The organism is Streptomyces sp. MP131-18, from assembly GCF_001984575.1.
Taxonomy (GTDB): domain Bacteria; phylum Actinomycetota; class Actinomycetes; order Streptomycetales; family Streptomycetaceae; genus Streptomyces; species Streptomyces johnsoniae.
This window is the reverse complement of record NZ_LZNS01000001.1, coordinates 819,602-845,280: the sequence shown is the minus strand read 5'-3', so window position 1 is coordinate 845,280 and position 25,679 is coordinate 819,602. Positions and strand designations below refer to the sequence as shown.

General features: G+C 72.5%; 22 protein-coding genes. 15 read left to right on the top strand and 7 right to left on the bottom strand.

What is annotated here, in order from left to right; translation table 11 throughout:
* The first annotated feature begins 3 nt into the window (after positions 1 to 3).
* The gene (locus tag STBA_RS03645; protein WP_077057846.1) at positions 4 to 2,187 is read left to right on the top strand and encodes a 3-hydroxyacyl-CoA dehydrogenase NAD-binding domain-containing protein; all 2,184 of its coding nucleotides are present in this window, start codon (positions 4 to 6) and stop codon (positions 2,185 to 2,187) included.
* 34 nt (positions 2,188 to 2,221) lie between these two features.
* Here the strand turns inward: STBA_RS03645 and STBA_RS03640 are convergent, their stop codons facing one another.
* Both STBA_RS03640 and STBA_RS03635 read right to left on the bottom strand, forming a co-directional pair.
* A complete protein-coding gene (locus STBA_RS03640) occupies positions 2,222 to 2,650 on the bottom strand; it encodes an ATP-binding protein (RefSeq protein ID WP_077057845.1) in 429 nt (142 codons plus the stop codon).
* A 138-nt stretch (positions 2,651 to 2,788) separates the two neighbouring features.
* Complete coding sequence (locus STBA_RS03635) at positions 2,789 to 3,424, bottom strand: TetR family transcriptional regulator (protein ID WP_077057844.1); 636 nt, start codon at positions 3,422 to 3,424, stop codon at positions 2,789 to 2,791.
* Between the two features lie 203 nt (positions 3,425 to 3,627).
* Here STBA_RS03635 and STBA_RS03630 point away from each other — a divergent pair, with 203 nt between their 5' ends.
* The 3 genes from STBA_RS03630 (at position 3,628) to STBA_RS03620 (ending at position 9,211) form a co-directional block, all read left to right on the top strand.
* Positions 3,628 to 6,018, top strand: coding sequence for a Tex family protein (locus STBA_RS03630; RefSeq protein WP_077063087.1), 2,391 nt, complete (start codon positions 3,628 to 3,630; stop codon positions 6,016 to 6,018).
* Positions 6,019 to 6,186: 168 nt separating this feature from the next.
* Positions 6,187 to 7,167: an acyl-ACP desaturase gene (locus tag STBA_RS03625; RefSeq protein ID WP_077057843.1), complete on the top strand. Its 981-nt coding sequence runs from the start codon at positions 6,187 to 6,189 to the stop codon at positions 7,165 to 7,167.
* Between the two features lie 436 nt (positions 7,168 to 7,603).
* Complete coding sequence (locus STBA_RS03620) at positions 7,604 to 9,211, top strand: ABC-F family ATP-binding cassette domain-containing protein (RefSeq protein ID WP_077063086.1); 1,608 nt, start codon at positions 7,604 to 7,606, stop codon at positions 9,209 to 9,211.
* Positions 9,212 to 9,274: 63 nt separating this feature from the next.
* Here the strand turns inward: STBA_RS03620 and STBA_RS03615 are convergent, their stop codons facing one another.
* A complete protein-coding gene (locus tag STBA_RS03615; RefSeq protein WP_077057842.1) occupies positions 9,275 to 11,041 on the bottom strand; it encodes an ABC transporter ATP-binding protein in 1,767 nt (588 codons plus the stop codon).
* Between the two features lie 327 nt (positions 11,042 to 11,368).
* A complete protein-coding gene (locus STBA_RS03610; RefSeq protein WP_079251695.1) occupies positions 11,369 to 11,590 on the bottom strand; it encodes a zinc ribbon domain-containing protein in 222 nt (73 codons plus the stop codon).
* A gap of 230 nt (positions 11,591 to 11,820) precedes the next feature.
* On the opposite strand from STBA_RS03610, the gene STBA_RS03605 reads away from it, so the two are divergent.
* The gene (locus STBA_RS03605; protein WP_077057841.1) at positions 11,821 to 12,294 is read left to right on the top strand and encodes an ATP-binding protein; all 474 of its coding nucleotides are present in this window, start codon (positions 11,821 to 11,823) and stop codon (positions 12,292 to 12,294) included.
* A gap of 9 nt (positions 12,295 to 12,303) precedes the next feature.
* On the opposite strand, the gene idi is transcribed toward STBA_RS03605, so the two are convergent.
* The 3 genes from idi to galE all read right to left on the bottom strand — a co-directional run bounded on the left by idi (position 12,304) and on the right by galE (position 15,013).
* Positions 12,304 to 12,873: an isopentenyl-diphosphate Delta-isomerase gene (gene idi, locus STBA_RS03600; RefSeq protein ID WP_077057840.1), complete on the bottom strand. Its 570-nt coding sequence runs from the start codon at positions 12,871 to 12,873 to the stop codon at positions 12,304 to 12,306.
* Positions 12,874 to 12,941: 68 nt separating this feature from the next.
* A complete protein-coding gene (locus STBA_RS03595) occupies positions 12,942 to 13,880 on the bottom strand; it encodes a cation diffusion facilitator family transporter (protein ID WP_077057839.1) in 939 nt (312 codons plus the stop codon).
* Between the two features lie 152 nt (positions 13,881 to 14,032).
* A complete protein-coding gene (gene galE, locus STBA_RS03590) occupies positions 14,033 to 15,013 on the bottom strand; it encodes a UDP-glucose 4-epimerase GalE (protein WP_077057838.1) in 981 nt (326 codons plus the stop codon).
* Between the two features lie 206 nt (positions 15,014 to 15,219).
* Between galE and STBA_RS03585 the strand changes: the two genes are divergently transcribed.
* The 10 genes from STBA_RS03585 (at position 15,220) to hpnE (ending at position 25,675) form a co-directional block, all read left to right on the top strand.
* Positions 15,220 to 17,061 carry a DUF5941 domain-containing protein gene (locus STBA_RS03585; RefSeq protein WP_077063084.1) on the top strand — a complete coding sequence of 614 codons (1,842 nt, stop codon included), beginning with the start codon at positions 15,220 to 15,222 and terminating at the stop codon, positions 17,059 to 17,061.
* The gene (locus tag STBA_RS03580; protein ID WP_077057837.1) at positions 17,058 to 17,822 is read left to right on the top strand and encodes a phosphocholine cytidylyltransferase family protein; all 765 of its coding nucleotides are present in this window, start codon (positions 17,058 to 17,060) and stop codon (positions 17,820 to 17,822) included. The genes STBA_RS03585 and STBA_RS03580 overlap by 4 nt, the downstream gene beginning before the upstream one ends.
* Positions 17,810 to 18,871 (top strand): iron-containing alcohol dehydrogenase family protein, encoded by a 1,062-nt coding sequence (locus STBA_RS03575; protein WP_077057836.1) that lies wholly within the window; start codon positions 17,810 to 17,812, stop codon positions 18,869 to 18,871. Before STBA_RS03580 ends, STBA_RS03575 begins: the two co-directional genes overlap by 13 nt.
* On the top strand, positions 18,849 to 19,634 hold the full coding sequence (locus STBA_RS03570) for a CDP-alcohol phosphatidyltransferase family protein (protein ID WP_077057835.1): 786 nt from the start codon (positions 18,849 to 18,851) through the stop codon (positions 19,632 to 19,634). The genes STBA_RS03575 and STBA_RS03570 overlap by 23 nt, the downstream gene beginning before the upstream one ends.
* A gap of 47 nt (positions 19,635 to 19,681) precedes the next feature.
* Positions 19,682 to 20,527 carry a glycosyltransferase gene (locus tag STBA_RS03565; protein ID WP_171987856.1) on the top strand — a complete coding sequence of 282 codons (846 nt, stop codon included), beginning with the start codon at positions 19,682 to 19,684 and terminating at the stop codon, positions 20,525 to 20,527.
* Between the two features lie 83 nt (positions 20,528 to 20,610).
* Positions 20,611 to 21,540, top strand: coding sequence for an ABC transporter permease (locus STBA_RS03560; protein WP_077057834.1), 930 nt, complete (start codon positions 20,611 to 20,613; stop codon positions 21,538 to 21,540).
* A complete protein-coding gene (locus STBA_RS03555) occupies positions 21,533 to 22,327 on the top strand; it encodes an ABC transporter ATP-binding protein (protein WP_077057833.1) in 795 nt (264 codons plus the stop codon). The genes STBA_RS03560 and STBA_RS03555 overlap by 8 nt, the downstream gene beginning before the upstream one ends.
* A 101-nt stretch (positions 22,328 to 22,428) precedes the next feature.
* Positions 22,429 to 23,328, top strand: coding sequence for a squalene synthase HpnC (gene hpnC / locus STBA_RS03550; protein ID WP_077063082.1), 900 nt, complete (start codon positions 22,429 to 22,431; stop codon positions 23,326 to 23,328).
* Positions 23,329 to 23,339: 11 nt separating this feature from the next.
* Positions 23,340 to 24,269, top strand: coding sequence for a presqualene diphosphate synthase HpnD (hpnD, locus tag STBA_RS03545; protein WP_077063081.1), 930 nt, complete (start codon positions 23,340 to 23,342; stop codon positions 24,267 to 24,269).
* Positions 24,266 to 25,675: a hydroxysqualene dehydroxylase HpnE gene (gene hpnE, locus STBA_RS03540; RefSeq protein WP_077057832.1), complete on the top strand. Its 1,410-nt coding sequence runs from the start codon at positions 24,266 to 24,268 to the stop codon at positions 25,673 to 25,675. Before hpnD ends, hpnE begins: the two co-directional genes overlap by 4 nt.
* The last annotated feature ends 4 nt before the right edge of the window (positions 25,676 to 25,679 follow it).

Sequence of the window (25,679 nt, the reverse complement as noted above, 5' to 3'; positions counted from 1 at the left end):
ACCATGCCTGAGCCCACCCGCACGCACGGCACGATCCGCTGGGACCGGGACGCCGACGGCGTCGTCACCCTCACCCTCGACGACCCCGGCCGTGGCGCCAACACGATGAACGCGGCGTTCATCGCCTCGCTGACCGAGGTCGCCGACCGGCTCGCCGCCGAGGCCGACACGATCCGCGGCGTCGTCATCACCTCGGCCAAGAACACCTTCTTCGCCGGCGGCGACCTGCACGACCTGCTCGCCGCCCGCCCCGAGGACGCCCGGCGCGTCTTCGACACCAGCATGCGCGTCAAGCACGCGTTGCGCCGTATCGAGACGCTCGGCCGCCCCGTCGTCGCCGCGGTCAACGGCAGCGCGCTCGGCGGCGGCTGGGAGATCGCCCTGGCCTGCCACCACCGGATCGTCCTGGACGCTCCCGGCTGCCGCGTCGGCCTGCCGGAGGTGACGCTCGGCCTGCTGCCGGGCGGCGGGGGCGTCGTCCGCACCGTCCGGCTGCTCGGCCTCGCCGACGCGCTCCAGCACGTGCTGCTCGAAGGCCGCCGCATCCGCCCGCAGCGGGCCCGCGAACTCGGCATCGTGGACGAGATCGTCGACACCCCCGAGGCCCTGGCCGAACGGGCCCGCGCCTTCGTCCTCGCGCATCCGGAGGCCGCGCAGCCCTGGGACCGCCCCGGCTACCGCATCCCCGGCGGCACCCCGGCCGACCCGCGGCTCGCCGCGGTGCTCCCCGCGTTCCCCGCCACGCTCGCCAAGCGCACCGGCGGCGCCCCCTACCCCGCGCCGCGCAACATCCTGGCCGCGGCCGTCGAGGGCGCGCAGGTCGATTTCGAGACCGCGCAGACCATCGAGGCCCGCTACTTCACGGAACTGGTCACCGGCCGGATCGCGAAGAACATGATCCAGGCGTTCTTCTTCGACATGCGCGCGGTCAACTCGGGCGCCGGCCGCGCCCGCGCCGACGAGGTGCCCCCGGCCGCCCGCGTCGCCGTTGTCGGCGCGGGGCTGATGGGCGCGGGTATCGCCCATGTCATTGCCGCCGCCGGTCTCGACGTCGTGCTGAAGGACGTGACGGCCCAGGCCGCCGCGCGCGGGAAGGAGCACTCAGCGGGCCTGCTCGCCAAGGCGCTGGACGCCGGCCGCCTCACCGAGGAGGCGCGCGACGCGCACCTGGCGCGGATCACCCCCACCGCGGAGACCGGCGACCTCGCCGGGTGCGACGTGGTGATCGAGGCGGTCTTCGAGGACCAGGCGCTGAAGCAGAAGGTGTTCGAGGAGATCAGGCACGTGGTCGCCCCCGGCGCGCTGCTGTGCACCAACACCTCCACGCTGCCGGTGTCCCGGCTGGCCGATTCCACCGGCAGGCCGCAGGACTTCGCCGGGCTGCACTTCTTCTGGCCCGCCGACCGCATGCCGCTGGTCGAGATCGTCCGTGGGGAGCGGACCGGCCAGGAGGCCCTGGACCGCGCCGTCGCCCTCGTGCGCAGGATCGGCAAGTCACCCATCGTCGTCAACGACGCCAGGGGGTTCTTCACCTCACACGTCATCGGCCGCTTCCTCGAAGAGAGCCTGGCCATGATCGAGGAGGGCGTCGACCCGGTCTCGCTCGAACGGGCCGCGGCCCGGGCCGGCTACCCCACTCCGCCGCTCGCCCTGCTCGACCGGATGACCCTCGGCCTGCCGCGCCGCATCTGGAACGAGGCGAAGGCGGCGGCCGAGGCGGCCGGCGAGCCGTGGCGGCCCGCCCCGGGCTCGGCCGTGATCGACCGGATGATCGACGAGTTCGACCGGCCGGGGCGCAGCGCCGGAGCCGGCTTCTACGGTTACGAGAACGACCGGCGCACCGGCCTGTGGCCCGGGCTGCGGACGCACTTCGCGCGGGCCGACGCGGCGGTGCCGTTCGACGACATGGGGGAACGGCTGCTGTTCGCCGAATCCCTTGCCGCCGTCCGGCTGCTCCAGGACGGAGTGCTCACGTCCGTCGCCGACGCCAACGTCGGCTCCATCCTCGGCATCGGCTTCCCCGGCTGGACCGGCGGCGTGCTCCAGTACGTCAACGGCTACCCGGGCGGCCCGGCCGGCTTCGCCGCCAGGGCCGACGCGCTGCGCGAGCGCTACGGCGACCGCTTCGAGCCGCCCGCGCTGCTGCGGGAACGGGCCGCGGCCGACCGGCCGTTCCGCGACGCCTGACGGGCACCGGCCGGCGCGCCGGGCGGCCGCCTCGTCAGACCACGGGCCGCCCGGCGCCCGCGTGCACCCGCACCCACACCTGCTTGCCCTCCTCGGTGAGCGCGTAGCCGAGCCCGTCGGCCATCTCGCGCAGCAGCCAGAGACCGCGGCCCTCCTCAGCGGTCCAGTCCGGCAGGGTGATCTTCGGCAGGGCCGAGGAGCGGTCGTGGACCGTGACCTGCACGGTGCCGCCGAGCAGCGCGAGTTCGAGCGTGCACCGCGGGTCCTCGACGTGCCGGGCCACGTTGGACAGCAACTCCGTCACGCCGTGCAGCACCAGCTCCGCCACCTCCTGCGGCTGCCCCCACTCGCGCATGGCGAGCGATGCCAGGCGCCGGAAGTGCGCGAGATCCTCCCGGCGGGCGGTCAGCAGCCAGCTGCGGCAGCGGTGGTCCGTGTCGGTGTCCTGGCCGGTGAGCGTCATGGGTCCCTCCGGAGCTCCACGGGGTGTCATGAGGTGAGTGCACTGTGTCACTTGTCGCACCCTGCCCTTAACTCCCGGCAGTTCGCAAGGAATTCAGCTGCACGTGTGCTGTTCATATCACCCGGGAGGGTGGTGTGGTCAGTCCTCGGGTGACCTGGACCGCCCCCAGGTGACGGCCTGGGGCAGTACCCGCAGATGGCTCTCGACCGTGGCCGACAGCGAGGCGATGGACGTGTCGCCGCCCTTCCCCCAGGACAGCGACGCCTCGGTGATCGCCGCGGTGAAGGCCGCCGCCAGGAGCACGGGCCGCAGATCGCCCGGCCGCGCCCGCTCCCTGCGCGCCACCACGTCCGCCAGCTTCCGCTGCTCCTCGGCCCCGAAGCGCAGGCAGGTCGCGTGGGCCTCGGGATCGGTGCTGACCACACGCAGCGTCAGCCGGTACAGCCCCGGCATCCGCCCGGAGACCAGGCGCAGCGCGGCGAGCCCGCCCTCGTACAGCGCCCGGAGCGGCTTCTCCTCGGCGGGGCGCCGCGCCACCTCGGCGAGCAGTACCTGCCGCGCCTCGCGCAGCGGGTGCAGGACCAGCTCCTCCTTCCCGGCGAAGTACCGGAAGAAGGTGCGTTCCGAGACCGCGGCGCGCTCCGCTATGTCGCCGACGGTCGTCCCGCCGTACCCCCGGTCCAGGAACAGTTCAAGAGCCGAACGGAGCAGGTCCTCGTGCGTGCGCTGCTTCCTCCGCTCGCGCGGCCCCGGCCGCGTCGTGTCGGGTCCCATGCAGGCATCGTACGGCGAGCGATTCGAACTCACCGCCGGATTGGTGCCGTTGATCCCCCGCTCCCCGTCCCGGCCGCCGGCTCCCCGGGGCCCGGGCGGCGACGGCTCGCGGCGCCTGGCGTGCCTCTGCGGGCCGTTGTCAGTGCCTCCTGCCAGAATGCACAGCGCGGCGCAGAGCGCGCCGGGGAAGCGGAGCGTTGATCGTGACAGAGTCCGTCGCAGGCCGGTCCATCGAAGGCAGGATCGCCGAGGAGCTGGGCGTCCGGGAAGGGCAGGTGCGGGCGGCCGTGGAGCTGCTCGACGGCGGTTCCACTGTGCCGTTCATCGCCCGCTACCGGAAGGAGGTCACCGGCACGCTGGACGACGCGCAGTTGCGCACCCTTGAGGAGCGGCTGCGCTACCTGCGGGAGCTCGAGGAGCGGCGCGAGGCGATCCTGGAGTCCATCCGCGGCCAGGGGAAGCTGGACGACGCGCTCGAGGCCACCATCCGCGCCGCCGAGACCAAGGCCAGGCTGGAGGACATCTACCTCCCCTACAAGCCCAAGCGCCGCACCAAGGCGCAGATCGCCCGCGAGGCGGGTCTCGAGCCGCTGGCCGACGGCCTGCTCGGCGATCCGGGGACGCTTCCGCAGGCCGCCGCCGCGGCGTTCGTCGACGCGGACCGGGGCGTGCCGGACGCGGAGGCCGCCCTCCAGGGCGCCCGGGCGATCCTCACCGAGCGGTTCGGCGAGGACGCCGATCTGCTGGGCGAGTTGCGCGAGCGCATGTGGACCAAGGGCCGCCTGGTGGCCAAGGTCAAGGACGGCAAGGAGAGCGCCGGCGCCAAGTTCGCCGACTACTTCGACTTCGCGGAGCCGTTCACCGAGCTGCCCTCCCACCGGGTGCTCGCGATGTTCCGCGGCGAGAAGGAGGATGTCCTCGACCTCACGCTGGAGCCGGAGGAGGCCGCACAGGACGCGGGGCCATCCTCGTTCGAGCGGGCCATCGCCCACCGCTTCGGGGTCGCCGACCGCGGCCGGCCCGGCGACCCCTGGCTGCTCGAAACGGTCCGCTGGGCCTGGCGCACGCGCATCTTCGTCCACCTCGGCATCGACCTGCGCACCCGCCTGCGCACCGCCGCGGAGGACGACGCGGTCGGCGTCTTCGCGACCAACCTGAGGGATCTGCTGCTCGCGGCCCCGGCCGGCACCCGCGCCACCATGGGCCTCGACCCCGGCCTGCGCACCGGGGTGAAGGTCGCGGTCGTCGACGCCACCGGCAAGGTGGCCGCCACCGCGACCGTGTACCCGCACGCCCCCCAGCGGCGCTGGGACGAGGCGCTGGCCACGCTCTCCGCGCTCGTGCGGGAGCACGGCGTGGAGCTGGTGGCGATCGGCAACGGCACGGCGTCCCGGGAGACCGACAAGCTCGCGGGGGAGCTGATCGCCGCGCTGCCGGAGCAGCAGCCGGCCAAGATGGTGGTCTCCGAGGCCGGGGCCTCGGTCTACTCCGCCTCGGCCTTCGCCGGGCAGGAGCTCCCCGATCTGGACGTGTCGCTGCGCGGCGCGGTCTCCATCGCCCGCAGGCTCCAGGACCCGCTGGCCGAGCTGGTCAAGATCGACCCGAGATCCATCGGCGTCGGCCAGTACCAGCACGACCTGTCCGAGGTGAAGCTCTCGCGCTCGCTCGACGCCGTGGTCGAGGACTGCGTGAACGGGGTGGGCGTCGACGTCAACACCGCGTCCGTGCCGCTGCTGGCCAGGGTCTCCGGCATCGGCACCACCCTCGCGGAAAACATCGTGGCCCACCGCGACGTCAACGGCCCGTTCCCCGACCGGGGTTCGCTGAAGAAGGTGACGCGTCTGGGGCCCAAGGCGTTCGAGCAGTGCGCGGGCTTCCTGCGTATCCGCGGCGGCGATCCGCTCGACGCCTCCGCCGTGCACCCCGAGGCGTATCCGGTGGTGCGCCGCATCGTCACGACCTCGGGCTCGGACGTGCCCTCCCTCGTCGGCAATGCCACGGCTCTGCGGGCGCTCGACCCGGCCGACTTCGTCGACGACACCTTCGGCCTGCCGACCGTCTCCGACATCCTCAAGGAGCTGGAGAAGCCCGGCCGCGACCCGCGGCCGGCCTTCAAGACCGCCCGGTTCAAGGAGGGCGTGGAGACCCTGGGCGACCTGTCGGCGGGCATGATCCTGGAAGGGGTCGTGTCCAATGTGGCGGCCTTCGGCGCGTTCGTCGACATCGGCGTCCACCAGGACGGCCTGGTCCACGTCTCCGCGATGTCCCGGAAGTTCGTCTCCGACCCGCGGGACGTGGTGAAGCCCGGCGACATCGTGAAGGTCAAGGTGCTCGACGTGGACGTGCCGCGCAAGCGGATCTCCCTCACCCTTCGTCTGGAGGAGGAGCGGGAGCCGGGCGGCGCCCGGGGCGGCAAGCCGCAGGAGGAGCGGGGCGGCGGCCGGAGCGCCGCGCCCCGGCAGCGCGACCGCAGGGGCGGCCAGCGTGCCGAGGGCGGCGGGCGGCGCCGCGAAGGCCAGCCGCCGGTCAACAGTGCGATGGCCGACGCCCTTCGGCGAGCCGGTCTGCTCGACTCCGAGCGGCGCAAGCGGTAGGCGGACGCACACGCCGCGTTCGGTGGGGAAGGCCCGGGCCGTCATCGGTCCGGGCCTTCGCGTGTGCTATTTCCGCCATCGCTTCTTGCCAGACCGACGAGTAACAACTTACGGTGCCGTAACCTACGGTTTCGTAGGTACATCGCTTTTGATCGGCAGGAGCTATCCGTGACCCTCGACCCCAGCACCGCCCCCGGGCCCGACGAGTGGACCGACACCCGGTTGCTTTTCGCCCTGGAGGAGGTGGTGGAGCGCGAGCTCAACCGCCATCTGGCCGTGGCCAAGGACTGGATGCCCCACGAGTACGTGCCCTGGAGCGAGGGGCGCGATTTCGACGGTCCGCTGGGCGGTGAGCCGTGGCAGCCGGACCAGTCCAAGGTCACGGACATCGGCCGTACCGCTCTCGTGGTCAACCTCCTCACCGAGGACAACCTGCCGAGTTACCACCACGAGATCGCCTCGATCTTCGGCCGCGACGGCGCCTGGGGCACCTGGGTGCACCGCTGGACGGCCGAGGAGGGGCGGCACGGCATCGTGATGCGGGACTACCTCCTCACCACCCGGGCCGTGGACCCGGTGCAGCTGGAGAACTTCCGCATGGCCCACATGTCGGAGGGCTTCGAGTCGGACAATCAGCACTCGATGCTGCACTCGGTGGCCTACGTCGCCTTCCAGGAGCTGGCCACCCGGATCTCCCACCGCAACACCGGCCGCGAGTCAGGCGATCCGGTGTGCGACCGGATGCTGGCCCGCATCGCGACCGACGAGAACCTGCACATGGTTTTCTACCGCAACTTGCTGCGTGCCGCGTTCGAGCTGGCGCCCGACCAGACCATGCGGGCCGTACGGGACGTCGTCGTCGGCTTCCGCATGCCGGGACACGGTATCCCCGGCTTCGAGCGCGCGGCGGCCCGCATGGCCATCGGCGGCATCTACAACCTGCGCATACACCATGACGAGGTCATTCAGCCCGTGCTGCGCTTCCTCAAGACCATGGACCTCGGCGGCCTGGGCCCCGAGGGCCAGAAGGCGCAGGACGAGCTGGGTACCTTCCTCGGCGGCCTCGACACGGAAGCCACCGTGTTCGACGAGCGCCTGGCCGCCCGCCGCGCCCGCATCGCGGCCCGCGCCGAGGGCAAGTCCGCGTAGGGCCCGTCCGCAAAAGGGGCGCCCGCTCGGCGGGCGCTGCGTCGGGCGGTTTCCGGGCAGCTCACGCGGGCCCCGGCCCACTCGCGGCTGCCCGGACCTCGGGCCGATCCGGCGCCGCGCACTCTCCTCGCCCGTCCCGGGTGCCTTGCCTGCCCGGCCCGGGTGGCCGGAAAGTCGTTTGCCCGGAGCCGGGAGCGGCGCCTACGCTCGGTCCTGGCCCTGTTGCCGTTGATGGGAGAGGCCCTTGTCGCTCTGAGGTCGAAGACACCGTGAGCCCGCCGGACGTGCCCGTGCACGTGCCGCGCCTCGCGACCGACCTCGGAAGTGAACGGCCGTTTCCCGCCCTCTTCTCCTCCGGTCAGCCACTGCCCGGCTCCGGGCCCGGTGTCTCCACGTGTCGCTGGACAACCCACCCGAGCACACCCCGGAGGCCCTGATGGTCGCAGCCACCACGCACATCACCATTTCTGGACTGTCCTACTCCTGGCCCGACGGCACCCCCGTCTTCGACGGCCTCGACCTGGCCATCGGCCCCGGTCGCACGGGGCTGATCGGGCTGAACGGCACGGGCAAGTCGACCCTGCTGAAGCTGATCGCCGGCGAATTCCCCCCGGCCGCGGGAACGGTCCGGGTCACCGGCGAGATCGGCCACCTCCCGCAGAACCTCACGCTGGACACCACCCGGCGCGTGGACGAGGTGCTGGGCATCGCCCGCGCCCGCGCGGCGCTGCACGCCATCGAGGCCGGCGACCCGGACGAGGCGCACTTCGCCGCGGTCGGCGAGGACTGGGACATCGAGGAGCGGACCAGGGCCACGCTCGACCAGCTCGGTCTGTCGCACATCGGTCTCGACCGCACCGTCGGCCAGGTATCCGGCGGCGAGACGGTGCTGCTGCGGCTGGCGGCCCTGCTGCTGCGCGGCCCCGACGTGCTGCTGCTCGACGAGCCCACCAACAACCTCGACCTGGACGCCAGACAGCGGCTGTACGCCGCTGTCTCCGCCTGGCGCGGCGTGCTCGTCGTCGTCAGCCACGACCGCGAGCTGCTGGAGCGCGTGGACCACATCGCCGATCTGCGCGCCGGTGAGGTGCGGTGGTTCGGCGGAACGCTGGCGGAGTACGAGGAGGCGCTGACCGTCGAACAGGAGGCAGCCGAACGGATGGTCCGCGTCGCCGAGGCCGACGTGCGGCGGCAGAAGCGCGAGTTGATCGAGGCGCACGACAAGCTGGCGGGCCGCACCCGCATGGCGAAGAAGGCGTTCGAGAACAAGAAGGAGCCGCGCGCCGTCATGCGGATGCGCAAGCGGACCGCGCAGGAGTCGGCGGGCAAGCACCGCATCATGCACGAGGAGCGGCTGGAGAAGGCGCGCGAGCGCCTGACCGAGGCGGAGGGCGCCGTCAGGGACGACGACGAGATCCGCGTCGACCTGCCGTTCACGGCCGTGCCGCCCCGCCGCCGGGTGCTCAGCCTCGACGGTGTGGCGGTCAGGTACGGCGCCCGGGCCAGCACCGAGCTCCAGGGGCCTGAACGGGTGGCGCTGGTGGGGCGCAACGGTGCGGGCAAGACCACGCTGCTGAACACGGTCGCCGGCGAGCTGCCTCCGGAGGCGGGCGAGGTCACGGTGCACGTCCCGCTGCGCTACCTGCCGCAGCGCCTCGACATCCTCGACGAGTCGCTGAGCATCCTGGACAACGTGCGTGCACTGGCGCCGGGGACGGACCCGCAGCGGGTGCGCGCCCAGCTGGCGCGGTTCCTCTTCCGCAAGGAGCGCCCCGACCAGCAGGTGGGGACGCTCTCCGGCGGGGAGCGGTTCCGGGCCTCGCTGGCGGCGCTGATGCTGGCCGAGCCCGCCCCGCAGCTGCTGCTGCTCGACGAGCCGACGAACAACCTGGATCTGAGCAGCGTGCGGCAGCTCACCTCGGCGCTCGCGTCCTACCGCGGCGCGCTGCTGGTCGCCAGCCACGACGTGCCGTTCCTGCGTGGCCTGGGGATCACCCGGTGGCTGCGTCTTGACGGCGAGCTGAGCGAGTCGGAGCCGCTGTGACGGCCCGCCGGGGCGCCCTCCGGTCCGTTGCCGGACCGGTGCGGGCGCCCCGCACGGCGGTCGTCAGCTCATCTGGGTGGCCTGGAGCCTGGCGTAGGCCCCGCCCCGCCTGAGGAGTTCGGCGTGGCTGCCGATCTCGCTGATGCGGCCGTGCTCCATGACCACGATCCGGTCGGCGCCGCGCACCGTGGACAGGCGGTGGGCGACCACGAACACGGTGCGCCCGCGCATCAGCCGGTCCATCGCCTGCTGGACCAGTGCCTCGGAACGGGTGTCGAGGGCGGACGTGGCCTCGTCGAGCACCAGGATGCGCGGATCGCGGATCAGGGCCCTGGCGATCGCGATGCGCTGACGCTGCCCGCCGGACAGCCGGGCGCCGCGCTCGCCGACCACGGTGTCGAGCCCGTCGGGCAGCCGGTCGACGAACTCCAGCGCGTTGGCGTCGCGCAGGGCGTTGCGGACCGCCTGGTTGTCGATCTCCCGCATGCCGTAACCGACGTTCTCCCTGATGGTGCCCTCGAACAGGACGGACTCCTGGGGGACCACGGAGAGGAAGCGGCGGTAGCTGCGCAGGTCGAGTGTCGACATGTCGGTGCCGTCGAGGAGGATGCGGCCCGACTCCGGCCTGATGAAGCCGATCAGCAGGTTGAGGATGGTGGACTTGCCCGCGCCCGAGGCGCCGACGAGGGCGACCGTCTCGCCCGGCGGCACGGAGAGGGCGAAGTCGGTGATGGCGGCCGCGCCTTCGCCGTCGTAGCGGAAGTTCACGTTCTCGAAGACCAGGCGGCCCTTGACCGCGGTCACCTCGGTCTTGCCGGCGTTGACCTCCAGGTCGGGTGCCTGGAGCACCTCGCCAGCCGAACGGACCGACTCCAGGCCCTTGGTGATGATCGGCGCCAGGCCCATCAGCATGGTCATGGAGCCGGTGAGGGTGGTGAAGAACGTGCTGAGCATCACCACGTCGCCCGCCGTGACCGGCAGCCACTGGTAGTAGGAGACGAGCGCGGAGCCGGTCAGGAAGCCGATGCCGATGACGTTGAGCAGGATCCAGGCCAGTGCGCCGAAGTGCCCGTTGAGCAGATCGAGCCGTATGCCCGCGCTCAGCACCTTCCGCAGCGAGCCGTCCACCCGGAGCAGCGCGGCGCGTTCCAGGCCGTGGGCGCGGGTGACGGGGATGAGGCTGGTCATCTCGCCGACCCGGGTGGACAGGTGCTCCACCTGCCGGCGGAACTGCTCGTTCTGGCCGCGCAGCCGGCCGCGCAGGCGCTGCACCAGCAGGGCCGCGGCCGGGACGATCAGGATGAACGCCGGGAGCGCGGCCGGCACCCGCAGGGCGATGACCGCGAGGCCGCCGGTGAGCGTGATGACCGCGGCGAGCCCGGTGTCCGCGCTCTGCTGCACCGAGGTCTCGATGTTCTCCACATCGCGGATCACCTTTGTCTGGAGCGCGCTGGCGCTGACCCGGGAGTGGTAGCCGATGGACAGTTCCTGCATGCGGCGGCAGAGCGCGGAACGCAGGCTCGTTCCCGTGCGGCGCACGCTGCCGTGCATGCACCGGACGTAGAGGATGTGGGTGGGGTAGTTGAGCAGCAGGACCACCACCAGCAGCGCGGTGTTGGCGCCCAGCTCCTCGACCGGCCGGTGGTCGACGACGATGTCGATGATGTTGGCGGTGACCAGGGGAAGCAGCCAGGCCGGGCTGTGCTTGACGATGAACGCCAGTACGGCGACCAGGAGCCGGAGGCGGTCCTCCCGGAAGAGATAGGCGAGGGTCCGCACCGGATGTTCCCCCTGGTAGCGATGCTCCAGGGGACCTTGCGGAAGTGCCATGACAGCTGCGCTCCAACGTCCAGGGGATTCAGTCGGGATGACCTTGCCCCTGAAGCGCCTCGGACACTCACCGATATGTCGACAGCAAAAGGGATCTGCCCTTTTCCTTCTGGTTAGGGCTAATTCATATACATGGTGATAGTAGTCATGCGCCGGGCTGGTCGAGGCGCAAAGCCGGTGGTCGTCGCCCTCCCCGGGGGTGGCCGCCCCTGGTGCGCATCGCCGCGCCCCGCGGACCCGCGCGAACCGGCGCTCGCCCGAAAGCGTCAATCCGCCGCGCGTTCACAACGGTGCGCCCGCCTGGTCGGGTGACTGCTTTCGGCTGCCTCAGGCGGCCTCGACCCGCAACCGGGGTTCGCAGAACATCTGCACGTATCCGCACTGGCCGCAGATCAGCCCGGTCGCCGACCTGCTGTCCCAGTCGAGGCCGAGGAAGGACATGCCGCCGCCGTCGAGCTTGATGTCATGCCGGTTGAACAGGTGGTACCGGCAGAACGGGCAGTGAACCTGCTGATTGCCCACGAACACCCGCATCGCACGCTGGCCCATCGCGTTCCCTCGCTCCCTCCGGTCCTTTGTTTGATGATCATGCCACCCCCGCGGAGTCCGCCGGGAACGGGCAACAGATCGATCACAGATCGAATGGAAATGAATCAACTTGATCTGGGTACGCCGCATATGTGGCGAGTTGTGGTCAGTGGGTCATGAGGCCATGGCACATGCCAACACTCGGAACCAGTGGATGAGCACACGAGCGAGAGGGACTGGTACCGGAGCCCATGGACAGTCGATCAGGCGCCCTGCCGCACCCCACGGTTCCGCCCGCGCCCGGCCACACCGGAGTCTGGCGATTCACCGTCGCCCCCGCGGAGGTGTCCGTGCCCCGAATACGCCACATGGTGCGCGACCTCGTCCGCGGACGGCGGGCCCCGCTGTCCGACGACCGCCTCCAAGCGGCGCTGCTCGTGGTGTCCGAGCTGGTGACCAACGCGGTCAGACACGCCGCGCTGCTCACCCGGGACATCGGCGTCGAGGTCGCGCTCGACGCCCACTGGCTGCGGCTCTCCGTCGAGGACGGGCACCCCTACCGGCCGCGCGCCCTCGAAGCGCTCCCGGAGGAGCAGCACACCTCGGGGCGCGGCCTGCTCCTGGTGAAGGTCACCGCCCTCGACGCGGGCGGGGACTGCGGTGTGGAACCGACGGCCATCGGCGGCAAGATCGTCTGGGCCACGCTGCCGCTCGACCTGGTCTGACCCGTGCCCTCACCAGCCGGCCGCGGCGCCCGTCAGGTCGCGCAGGGCCGGGCGCGCCGCGTCGAGCACGGTGGGGAACCACGCCGAGAAGGCCCCCTCGGACCGGAGCCGCGCCAACTCGCCCGGGGAGACGAACGCGGTGTCCGCGATCTCCTCGGGATCGGGCCGCAGCGGCATGCTCACCACCCCGGCGAACAGGTGGTTGTACTCCTGCTCGACGAGGCCGGAGGCGGGGTCGGGGTGGTTGTAGCGGACGGTGCCCGCCGCCCGCAGCGACTCGGGCGCCGCGCCCAGCTCTTCGACGGTGCGCCGGGTGGCGGCCAGGAACGGCGGCTCCCCCGGGTAGGGATGTCCGCAGCACGTGTTCGACCAGACGCCGGGGGAGTGGTACTTCCCCGGCGCGCGGCGCTGGAGCAGCAGCCGCCCCCCGGCGTCGAACAGGAAGACCGAGAAGGCCCGGTGCAGCCGCCCGGGAGCCCGGTGCGCGGACAGCTTCTCCGCGGTACCCACCGTCCGGCCGTCCTCATCGACCAGTTCCAGCATGACCGGCTCCGCCGTGGCGTCGGTGCTGTGCGGCATGTCCACCTTCCCCGCGCTTCGTCCCTGCGTCCCGCATGCGCGGGCTCGGACCAGTGTGCCGCACCGGATCAGTGGCAGAGGCCCACTTCGTGTGCCGCATGCCCCGAGGGCTCCAGCTGGAACGTGCAGTGCGCCACGTCGAAGTGCTCGCCCAGGCAGCCCTGGAGGTCGTGCAGCAGCCGTTCGTGCCCCACCGCGTCCAGCGTCTCCCGCGCGACGACGACGTGCGCGGACAGCGCGGGCATCCCCGAGGTGATCGTCCACACGTGCAGGTCGTGCAGGTCCTCCACGCCGGGCAACTCCAGTATGTGCGCCCTGACCTCCGCGACCCGCACGTCCTTCGGCGCGGATTCGAGCAGCACGTCCAGCGCCTCCCGGGCCAGCTTCACCGTGCGCGGCACGATCAGCAGCGCGATCAGCAACGAGGCGACCGGGTCGGCCTGCTGCCAGCCGGTGAACACGATCACCAGCGCCGCCGCCACCACCGCGAGCGAACCCAGGGCATCCGCGGCCACTTCGAGGAACGCGCCGCGCACGTTCAGGCTTTCGCGCTGCCCGCGCATCAGCAGCGCCAGCGAGGCGCAGTTGAGGAGCAGGCCGACGACACCGAAGACCACGGTCAGCCCGCCGGGGACCTCGGCCGGGTCGCGCAGCCGGCCGATCGCCTCGACCAGGATGTAGCCGCCGACGCCCAGCAGGAGCACGCAGTTGGCCAGCGCGGCCAGGATCTCCGCGCGGGCGAAGCCGAAAGTGCGCCGGTCGCTGCCCGCGGGCCGGTTGGCAACGTGGATGGCCAGCAGCGCCATGCCGATGCCCACGGCGTCCGTCGCCACGTGACCGGCATCCGCGAGCAGCGCGAGCGAGCCCGTTGCCGCGGCCCCGGCCAGCTCCGCCACCAGCAGCACGCAGGCGATGGCCAGGGCCACCCGCAGGCGCCCCCGGTAGGCCGCCCCCGCCGTGCCGGGCCCGGCGGGCGGCGCTCCTCCGTGGTGGTGTCCGGCTCCCATCGCACGCCCCCTTTTTTCGTCGGCACCCCACAGTGAACTACGGGTCCTGGCCCTTCGGCAACGCGGCACTGAACACCGTTGTCATGTGCTCTGACCTGCGCGTTCATCCGGAGTGCGGCCCGGTCGCCTGACGTGCGGCGATGGTGGAGGAGCTACATCTGTGGGTGCAGATGACACCAGCCCGCCCAGGCCGAGGAGACCATCTCCTCCAGACCTCGCCCGGCCGTGAAGCCCAGCCGTTCCGCGGCCAGGTCGACCGAGGCCACGACCCGGGCCGGATCGCCCGGCCTGCGCCCCGAGATCCGCGGCGGGCCGCCGTGGCCGGTGACCTGTCCGACCAGCGCCGCCAGCTCCTTCACCGAGGCCCCGCGCCCGGTGCCGATGTTCACCGTGAGGTCCTCGCCCCCGGCCGCCGGGCGGCCCGAGAGGTGGCGGGCGGCCGCCAGGTGCGCCTCCGCCAGATCGGCCACGTGCACGTAGTCGCGCACGCAGCTGCCGTCCGGCGTCGGGTAGTCGTCGCCGAAGATCTCCGGCGCCTGCCCGCGCGCCAGCCGCTCGAAGAACATCGGGATGACGTTGGCCGCCCCGGTGTCCGCCAGCTCGGGGCGTGCGGCGCCCGCCACGTTGAAATAGCGCAGGCAGGCCGTGGCGATGCCGTGCGCCCGGCCCGCCGCCCGCACCAGCCACTCGCCGGCCAGCTTCGTCTCGCCGTACGGGCTCAGCGGGTGGCACGGCGTCTCCTCCGTGACCAGGCCGCCGCCCGGCATGCCGTAGACGGCCGCCGAGGAGGAGAAGACGAACGTGCGCAGGCCGGCCGCCGCGACCGCTTCGAGCAGAACCGTCAGGCCGTGCACGTTGGCCCGCCAGTAGCCGGTCGGCTCGGCCACCGACTCGGCCACCTGCTTCCTCGCGGCCAGGTGCACCACCCCGGTGACCCCGTGCCCGGCCAGCGTCGCGTCCAGCAGCTCCCGGTCGAGCACCGAGCCGCGCACCAGCGGCACGTCCGCGGGCAGCCTGGCGGGCGATCCGGAGGACAGGTCGTCGAGCACCACCACCCGCTCGCCCGCCGCACACATGCTCTCGACGACGTGCGCCCCTATGTATCCGGCGCCGCCGGTGATCAGCCAGCTCATGTCGGCAGCCTAACCGCTGCGCGGCACCCGCCCCTTGCGCTGTGTGTCCGGCCCATCGCATAGAGTCGCATCGACCGCCGCTTCGGCCGCCGGACATGAACTCGGGGTTTCCTGATGTCAACGCCATTCTTGCCGTGTGGTGGTCATCGGATAATCTCTGCCGACGTGCAGCCGCAGGGACGGTTCTGCCCCAAGGAGTGAGTCAGCTGTCGACCGCCATCCTCACCGGTCCGCCCCCACCCGGGTCGCCGGTCGAACACGACCTGCGCGAGCTGGGTTTCTCCGTTCGAGTGGCGGACGGCACGGCCGGGTTGACGCGGGCGCTCGACGCGGTCCCCGCCGCCGAGCGCGTCGCGGTCGTCGACCCGCGCTTCGTCGGCCACCGGCACAGCCTGCGCCTCGGTCTGACCGACCCCAGGTTCGACGCGGCCGCCGTGCCGGGCGCCGTGACCGTACTCCCGCGCGAGCGCGGTGCGTTGGCCGGCGCGCTGACCGCCGTCACCGCCCAGGGAGCGGGGCGCGCGCCGGAGGCCGCGGGCCGCACCGTGGCCGCGCCGCCGGCGGCCGGCTGCCTCGCCGACCGCCTGGCCACCGGCCTCGACGCGGCGGGAACGCGTGTGCACCGTCCGGAGCTGGGTACCCTCGTCGCCGCCGTCCCCGCCTCGGAGGCGGAGCGGGCGCGGGCCGAGGCCGCCGTCGCCGCCGTCGACGAGGAGGCGGTGCGGCTGCGTTCCGCCGTGAAGTCGAGGGACGGCTTCTTCACCACCCACTGCATCAGCCCCTACTCCCGCTACCTGGCCCGCTGGTGCGCCCGCCGCGGCCTCACGCCCAACCAGGTCACGACCGCCTCGCTGATCACCGCGCTCGTCGCGGCCGGCTGCGCGGCCACCGGCACCCGCGGCGGGTTCGTCGCCGCCGGGCTCCTGCTCCTCGCGTCGTTCGTCCTCGACTGCGCCGACGGCCAACTGGCCCGCTACTCCCTTCAGTACTCCACGCTGGGGGCCTGGCTGGACGCCACCTTCGACCGGGCCAAGGAGTACGCCTACTACGCCGGACTCGCCCTCGGCGCCGCCCGCGGCGGGGACGACGTATGGGCCCTGGCGCTCGGCGCGATGATCCTCCAGACCTGCCGCCACATCGTCGACTTCGCGTTCAACGAGGCCCACCCGCCCGCCCCCGGCGGTACCTCGGGCGGCGCGACCGCGCTGTCCGGCCGGCTCGACCGCATCGGCTGGACCGTGTGGGTACGCCGCATGATCGTGCTGCCCATCGGCGAACGCTGGGCACTGATCGCCGTCCTCACCGCGCTGACCACCCCCCGCGTCACCTTCACCGTGCTGCTGATCGCCGGCGGCCTCGCCGGCTGCTACACCACCGCCGGGCGACTGCTGCGCTCCCGCCGCCTGCCCGGCGGCGCCCCGGGCACGGCCGCCGCGCTCACCGGCCTCGCCGACAGCGGCCCGCTCGCGGAGGGCATCGCCCGGCTGCGCCCCAGGGCCGCGGGCAGCAGCCGTACCGCCCCGCTGTGGGCCCTGACCGGCACGGCGCTGCTGCTCGGCCTGCTGCTCCTCCCCGGCGTCGCGGGCAGCTGGACGGCCCTCGCCGCGGCCGGGCTCTACGCGCTGTGCGCCGGCCGCGCGGTCGCCGCGGAGCCGGTCAGACCGTTCGACTGGCTGCTTCCCCCGCTGTTCCGGTGCGGCGAATACCTGACCTTCCTGGTGCTCGCGGCCGACTCCGGGGTAAACGGAGCGTTGCCGGCGGCTTTCTTTGTGGTGGCGGCTTGCGCCTACCATCACTACGACACGGTGTACCGCCTCCGGGGCGGCGCCGGGGCGCCCCCCCGCCGGCTGGTCCTGGCCACCGGCGGTCACGAGGGGCGCGTCCTGGTGGCCTGCGCAGCCGCCGCCCTGTGGGCGGACGGTCAGGGCTTCACCACCGCGCTTGCGGTCCTTGGCGGGGCCACGGCGCTCCTGGTGCTGGGCGAGAGCATCCGCTTCTGGGTCTCCTCCCAGGCACCGGCCGTACACGACGAAGGAGAACCCGCATGATCGGCCTCGTGCTGGCCGCCGGCGCCGGACGGCGTCTTCGCCCCTACACCGACACCCTGCCCAAGGCGCTGGTGCCGGTCGTCGAGGCGGACGGCGAGAACAGCAGAACGGTCCTCGACCTCACTCTGGCCAACTTCGCGGAGGTCGGCCTCACCGAGGCCGCCGTCGTCGTCGGCTACCGCAAGGAAGCCGTGTACGAGCGCAAGGAGACCCTGGAGCGCCGCCACGGGGTGCGCCTGACCCTCGTCGAGAACGACAAGGCCGAGGAGTGGAACAACGCGTACTCCCTGTGGTGCGCGCGCGATGTCATCAAGGAGGGGGTCATCCTCGCCAACGGCGACACCGTTCACCCGCCCTCCGTCGAGCGCACGCTGCTCGCCGCCCAGGCCGCCGGTGGCAGGGACGGCGGCCGCATCATCCTCGCCCTGGACACGGTGAAGAAGCTGGCCGACGAGGAGATGAAGGTCGTCACCGACCCCGAGAAGGGCGTGCAGCGCATCACCAAGCTGATGGAGCCCGCCGAGGCCACCGGCGAGTACATCGGCGTCACCCTCATCGAGCCCGCGGCGGCCGACGCGCTGGCCGACGCGCTGCGCACCACGTTCGAGCGTGATCCGCAGCTCTACTACGAGGACGGCTACCAGGAGCTGGTCCACCGCGGGTTCCACCTCGACACCGCCCCCATCGGGGACATCAGCTGGGTCGAGATCGACAACCACGACGATCTTGCGCGGGGACGGGAGATCGCGTGCCGGTACTGACCCGCCTCATCCCGTCCCCCGTCTCGGTCGACATCACCGCCGGGGCCCTGGACAATCTGGCGGGGCTCCTGGCCGACCAGCGGATCTCCTCCTCCGGCCGGCTCGCCGTGGCCATCAGCAACGGCTCCGGCGCGGCCCTGCGCGAGCGTCTGAGCCCGGCCCTGCCGGGCGCCGACTGGTACGAGGTCGCCGGTGGCACCATCGACGCCGCCGTGCAGCTGGCCGATGCCATGCGCTCGGGCCACTACGACGCCGTGGTCGGCCTGGGCGGGGGCAAGATCATCGACGCCGCCAAGTACGCCGCCGCCCGCGTCGGGCTGCCGATGGTCGCGGTCGCCACCAATCTCTCGCACGACGGCATCTGCTCCCCGGTGTCCACGCTGGACAACGACGCGGGCCGCGGCTCCTACGGCGTCCCCACCCCGATCGCGCTGGTCATCGACCTGGACGTGATCCGCGAGGCACCGGTCCGCTACGTGCGGTCGGGTATCGGCGACGCCGTGTCGAACATTTCGGCCATCGCCGACTGGGAGCTGTCCCACCGCGAGACCGGGGAGCAGATCGACGGTCTCGCCGCGGCCATGGCCAGGCAGGCGGGCGAGGCGGTGCTGCGGCACCCCGGCGGCTGCGGGGAGGACCCGTTCCTCACCGTGCTGTCCGAGGCGCTGGTCCTCTCCGGCATCGCCATGTCGATCGCCGGCCACACCCGGCCCTCCTCCGGCGCCTGCCACGAGATCTCCCACGCCCTGGACCTGCTCCACCCGCGGCGCTCCGCGCTGCACGGCGAGCAGGTGGGCCTCGGTGCCGCGTTCGCCATGCACCTGCGCGGCGCTCCCGACCAGTGCGGGCTGATCGCCGAGGTGCTGCGGCGCCACGGGCTGCCCGTGCTGCCCGACCACATCGGCTTCACCGCCGACGAGTTCGTGGCGGCGGTGGCCTTCGCCCCGCAGACCAGGCCCGGCCGTTACACCATTCTCGAACATCTCGACCTGACCACCGACCAGATCAGGGACGCGTACGCGGACTATGTCAAAACCATCGGTAGCTGAACTCCGGCCGGTCGTGCACCCCTCGGGGGTGAAGGACCGGCGCAGCGGTGAGCACTGGGCCGGGCGCCTGTACATGCGCGAGATCTCGCTGCGCTGGACCAGGCACCTGGTGAACACGCGGATCTCGCCGAACCAGCTCACGTACCTGATGGTTCTCACCGGCGTCGCCGCCGGAGCGGCGCTGCTCGTCCCCGGTCCGGCCGGGGCGCTGACCGGCGCGCTGCTCATCCAGCTGTACCTCCTGCTCGACTGCGTGGACGGCGAAGTCGCGCGCTGGCGCGGCCAGACCTCCATCACCGGCGTCTACCTGGACCGCGTCGGCCACTACCTGGCCGAGGCCGCCCTGCTGGTCGGCTTCGGCCTGCGCGCCGCCGACGTGTTCGCCGTGGAGGAGGCCGCGCCGAACTGGCTGTGGGCGTTCCTCGGTACGCTCGCCGCGCTCGGCGCCATCCTCATCAAGGCGGAGACGGACCTGGTCGACGTCGCCAGGACCCGCGGGGGCCTGCCCGCGGTCCGGGACGACGCGGCCATACCCCGGTCGTCCGGTCTCGCGCTGGCCCGCAGGGCCGCCGCGGCGCTGAAGTTCCACCGGCTGGTCGGCGGCGTCGAGGCATCGCTGCTGATCCTGCTGGTGGCGGTGCTCGACCTGGTCCGGGGCGATCTGTTCTTCACCCGCCTCGGCGTGGCCCTGCTGGCCGCCGTCGCGCTGGTGCAGACTCTGCTGCACCTGGTGTCCGTACTGGCGTCGAGCAGGCTGAGGTGAGTGTGGTGGGTACGGCGCAGCTCAGACTGGGTGCGGTCATCCTGACGATGGGCGACCGCCCGGAGGAACTGCGGGCGCTGCTGGACTCGGTGGCCGCGCAGGACGGCGCGGCCATCGAGGTGGTGGTCGTCGGCAACGGTGCCGAGCTGCCCGATCTGCCGCCCGGTGTGCGCACCCTGGAGCTGCCGCAGAATCTCGGCATCCCCGGCGGGCGGAACGTGGGCATCGAGGCGTTCGGCCCGGGGGGCAGCGAGGTCGACGTACTACTGTTTCTGGACGACGATGGTCGGCTTCCGGACAAAACTACGGCCGAAACGGTTCGTTCCGCGTTCGAGGCCGATCCCCAGCTCGGCATCGTCAGTTTCCGCATCGCCGACCCGGAGAACGGCAGTACGCAGCGTCGGCACGTGCCGCGGCTGCGTGCCTCCGACCCGATGCGCTCCTCCCGGGTCACCACCTTCCTCGGCGGCGCCAACGCCGTGCGCACCCACGTCTTCCAGCAGGTCGGCGGCCTGCCGGACAATTTCTTCTACGCCCACGAGGAGACCGACCTGGCCTGGCGGGCGCTGGACGCGGGCTGGCACATCGACTACCGCGCGGATCTGGTGCTGCACCATCCGGCCACTGCGCCCTCCAGGCACGCCGTCTACCACCGCATGGTCGCGCGGAACCGGGTCTGGCTGGCCCGGCGCAACCTGCCGCTGCCGCTGGTCCCGGTCTACCTCCTGGACTGGGCGCTGCTGACCCTGGCCCGGCGGCCCTCGCGCGCTGCCCTGAAGGCGTGGTTCGGTGGCTTCTTCGAGGGCTGGCGGACGCCGTGTGGTCCCCGCAGGCCGATGCGTTGGCGTACGGTATGGCGCCTGACCCGACTCGGACGACCTCCTGTCATCTGACAAGCTCGGGTCTGAGACCATCCAGTAGCCGCCGCCGCGCGGCTTCTTCTTCCAGCTTGTGCCCTGCGAGGACGAGAGTTCGAGTGAGTGAGACCACGCACGACAGTGCGCCCCCCCGCGACGTGCCCCTGGCCGAGCTTGCGGCCCGTCACGGCCTGTCCGTCAGTGGTGCCCGGCCCTCCCTGCCGGGCTACGTCCGGCAGCTGTGGGGGCGCCGGCAATTCATAGTCGCCTTCTCCCAGGCGAAATTGGCCGCCCAGTACAGCCAGGCGAAGCTCGGCCAGATCTGGCAGGTGCTCACCCCGCTGCTGAACGCGTTCGTGTACTTCCTGATCTTCGGCCTGCTGCTCGGCGGACGCGGCGGTATGGAGAACGACGAGTACATCCCGTTCCTGGTGATCGGGGTGTTCGTCTTCACCTTCACGCAGAACTCCGTGATGTCCGGCGTGAAGTCGATCTCGGGCAACCTCGGCCTGGTCCGGGCCCTGCACTTCCCGCGCGCCTCGCTGCCCATCTCGCTTTCCCTCCAGCAGCTTCAGCAACTGCTGTTCTCGATGGTGATCGTGCTCGTCATCGCGCTCGGGTTCGGGCACTACCCGTCCTGGCTGTGGCTCCTGGTACTCCCGGCGCTCGCTCTGCAACTCGTGTTCAACACCGGGCTCGCGCTGTTCTTCGCCCGGCTCGGCAGCGCCACACCCGACCTGGCCCAGCTGATGCCGTTCGTCCTGCGGACATGGATGTACGCCTCCGGCGTCATCTTCCCGCTGCGCCACATGGTGGAGGAGAAGGACGACTGGCCGAGCTGGGTGGACCCGAGCCTGCTGGCGGATATCCTGGCGGCCAATCCGGCCGCCGTGTACATGGACCTGGTGCGTTACGCACTCATGGACGGGACGTTCGCCGAGAGCGTCCCGATGATCACCTGGCTGTACGCGCTCGGCTGGGCGCTCGTCGTGGGGGTCGGCGGGTTCGTGTACTTCTGGAAGGCGGAGGAGCGGTACGGCCGTGGCTGAACAGGACATCCCCGCCGGCGGGGCGGACGAGGCACGTATCCCCACCGTCATCGCAGATGATCTGCACATCGTCTACCGCGTGCACGGCGGCGGTGGCCGGGGCACCGCCACGGCCGCGCTGCGCCGCATGGTCCGCCGCGAGCGCGGCTACAAGATGCGCGAGGTGCACGCCGTGCGCGGCGTCAGCTTCGTCGCCTACCGCGGCGAGGCCATCGGCCTCATCGGCAGCAACGGCTCGGGCAAGTCGACCCTGCTGCGGGCCATTGCCGGTCTGCTGCCGCCCGAGCGCGGCCGGGTCTACACCGACGGCCAGCCCTCGCTGCTCGGTGTCAACGCAGCCCTGATGAACGATCTCACCGGCGAGCGCAACGTCATCCTCGGCGGCCTCGCCATGGGCATGACGCGGGACGAGATAAAGCACCGCTACCAGGACATCGTCGACTTCTCCGGGATCAACGACAAGGGCGACTTCATCAGCCTGCCGATGCGGACCTACTCCTCCGGCATGCAGGCCAGGCTGCGGTTCTCCATCGCCGTCGCCAAGGAGCACGACGTGCTCATGATCGACGAGGCCCTGGCCACCGGCGACAAGAAGTTCCAGCGCCGCTCGGAGGCCAAGGTGCGCGAGCTGCGCGCCGAGGCCGGCACGGTGTTCCTGGTCAGCCACAACAACAAGTCGATCAGGGACACCTGTGACCGCGTCCTGTGGCTGGAGAAGGGCGAGCTGATCATGGACGGCCCCACCGATCAGGTGCTGAAGGCGTACGAGGAGGAGACCGGCAAGTAAGGGCGCTGCCCGTCCCGCCACGCGTGTCCGGGGCGGGCCATTGTCCGACCATAAGGTAGAAGAGTAAGTATGACGGCAATGGTGATGACGGGCCGCCCGTGCTGACCGCCACCGCGGAGGGGGACGCGACCCTCGCGAAGGCTGCCCACGAGAACTTCCCCGTGGCCCCCCGCTTCCTGCCGCGCGCGTGGCGCGGCGACCTCATGGCCGTCTACGGATTCGCCCGCCTCGTCGACGACATCGGCGACGGCGACCTCCCGCCGGGCGGCGCCGACGCGGCCCGCCTCGGACTCGCCCCCGGCCGGGCCGACGACCGGCTCCTGATGCTGGACGCCCTCGAAGCCGACCTGCGCCGCGTCTTCGCGAGCGCCCACGGCGGCGCACCGCCCCGCCACCCGCTGCTGCGCGAGCTCATCCCCACCGTCCGGCGCGCCGCCCTCACCCCGGACCCGTTCCTCGCCCTGATCGAGGCCAACCGCGTGGACCAGCGGGTCCGCCGCTACGCCACCCACGCCGACCTCCTCGGCTACTGCGAGCTGTCGGCCAACCCCGTCGGCCGCCTCGTCCTGGGAATCACCGGCACCTCCACCCCCGAGCGCATCCGCCGCTCCGACGCCGTGTGCACCGCGCTCCAGCTGATCGAGCACCTCCAGGACGTCGCGGAGGACCTCGCCAGGGACCGGATCTACCTGCCGGCGGAGGCCATGCACCGCTTCCACGTCACCGAGGCCGACCTCGCCGCCCCCACCGCGAACGCCTCCGTCCGGACCCTGGTGGCCCATATGAGCGACCGGGCACGTAGGCTGCTCGACGAGGGCGCGCCCATGATGACCGGCGTGTCCGGGCGGCTGCGGCTGCTGCTCGCCGGATTCGTCGGCGGCGGCAGGGCGGCGGCCCAGGCAATCGCCGACGCCGGGTACGACGTCCTGGCGGGGCCACCGCGGGCATCCAAGGGCGGACTGCTGTACGCGGCGGCCACGACACTGCGAAGAGGAACGTGAGCTTCGAGCCCGTGACCACAAGTTCACCCCTGCCTCCCCCCGTCGTTGCCGCCTACCACTACTGCCACAGCGTCGCCGAGCAGCACGCGAGGAACTTCAGCTACGGTGCCCGGCTCGTGCCCGCGCCGAAACGCCGGGCCCTCACCGCCGTGTACGCCTTCGCCCGGCGCGTCGACGACATCGGGGACGGCCGGCTCGACCCCGCCGCCAAGGAGGAACGACTCTCCGCGACCCGCGCCCTGCTGGAGCGCGTCCGTGACGGCGCCGTCCAGCAGGACGACACCGACCCGGTCGCCGTCGCCCTCGGCGACGCCGCCCGCCGCTACCCCATCCCGCTCGGCGCCCTCGACGAGCTGATCGACGGCGTGCTGATGGACGTCCGCGGGCACACCTACGAGACCTGGGACGACCTGCGCGTCTACTGCACCCGCGTGGCCGGGACCATCGGCCGCCTCTCCCTGGGCGTCTTCGGGGTGCTGCCCGGCGCACGCGAGGCGGAGCGCGCCCCCGAGTACGCCGACACCCTCGGTCTTGCCCTCCAGGTCACCAACATCCTCCGCGACATCCGCGAGGACGCCGCCAACGGCCGCGTCTACCTCCCCGCCGAGGACCTGCGCAAGTTCGGCTGCCCCGAGGGGCCCGGGCTGGCCGGCCCCGGCCCCGAATCCGACTTCACCGGCCTGATCCGCTTCCAGGTCCGCCGGGCCCGCGAGCTGTTCGCCGAGGGCTCCCGGCTGCTGCCCATGCTCGACCGCCGCTCCGGCGCCTGCGTCACCACCATGGCCGGTATCTACCACCGCCTCCTCGACCGCATCGAGGCCGACCCGCGCGCCGTGCTGCGCCACCGCGTCACCCTGCCCGCCGGCCACAAGATCCTCGTCGCCGCGCGGGGGCTCACCGGCCTCGACGCGCGCCGCGCCGCCCGGCGGGAGCGGCTGTGACCACCCCCCGCCGCCCGGGGCACACGGTGGTCGTCGGCGGCGGTCTCGCGGGGGTCACCACCGCGCTTGCCCTGGCCGACCGGGGGCAGTCCGTCACCCTGGTCGAGTCCAGGCCGCGGCTCGGCGGCCTCGCGTTCTCCTTCCGCCGCGACTCGGCCGCCGGAACGCTCACCGTCGACAACGGCCAGCACGTGTATCTGCGCTGCTGCACCGCCTACCGCGGCTTCCTCCAGCGCATCGACGCCGCCGCGCTCGCCCCCCTGCAACGCCGCCTCGACGTTCCCGTCCTCGACGGCGCCACCGGCCGCATGGGCCGCATCCGGCGCACCGGCCTGCCCGTGCCGCTGCACCTGGCCGCCAGCCTCGCCCGCTACCCGCATCTGACGCCGGGCGAGCGGGCCGCCGCCGCGCGGGCCACGCTGGCGCTGCGCGCGCTCGACCCCGCCGACCCCGCCCTCGACGGGCAGGACTTCGCGAGCTGGCTGCGGGCCAGGGGGCAGACCGACCGTGCCATCGCGGCCCTGTGGGACCTGATCGGCGTCGCCACTCTGAACGCCCGCGCGGCCGACGTGTCCCTCGCCCTGGCCGCGATGGTCTTCCGTACCGGCCTGCTGACCGAGCCGGGCGCCGCCGACATCGGCATCCCGCGGGTGCCGCTCGGCGAGCTGCACGACACCCGCGCCCGTGCCGCGCTGGACCGTTCGGGCGTCACCACCCTGCTCGCCACCCGCGCCCGCCGCCTGCGCCCCGCGCCCGGCGGCGGCTGGCACGTGACCGTGACCGCACCGCGCGAGGAGCCGCGCACCGGCCGCGAGCTGGCCGCGGACGCCGTCGTGCTGGCCGTTCCGCACGATGCCGCCCACCGGCTGCTGCCCGCCGGTGCCCTGGCCGACCCCGGCCGGCTGCGGCGCATCGGCAGCGCACCGATCCTCAACGTCCACGTGATCTACGACCGTCCCGTGCTGCGCCGCCCGTTCCTCGCCGCGCTGCACAGCCCCGTGCAGTGGATCTTCGACCGCGGCGGCCCCGCCGGGCTCGGCGTGCCGGACGGCCGTCGCGGCCAGTACCTGGCACTGTCGCAATCGGCGGCGGGCGAGGAGATCCAGCTGCCGACGGACGTGCTGCGCAAGCGCTACCTGCCGGAGCTGGCCCGGCTCCTGCCGCGGGCCGCGGGCGCCGGGGTCCGCGACTTCTTCGTGACCCGCGAACGAGAGGCCACCTTCGCGCCCGCCCCCGGCGTCGGGCAGCTGCGCCCCGGCCCGCAGACCCGCGTCGCCGGCCTGTACCTGGCCGGCGCGTGGACCGCCACCGGGTGGCCGGCCACGATGGAGGGCGCCGTGCGCAGCGGCCACGCCGCGGCCCGGGCGGTCCTCGGCCGGGCGCGGACATCGCACGGACATGACTGAGGAG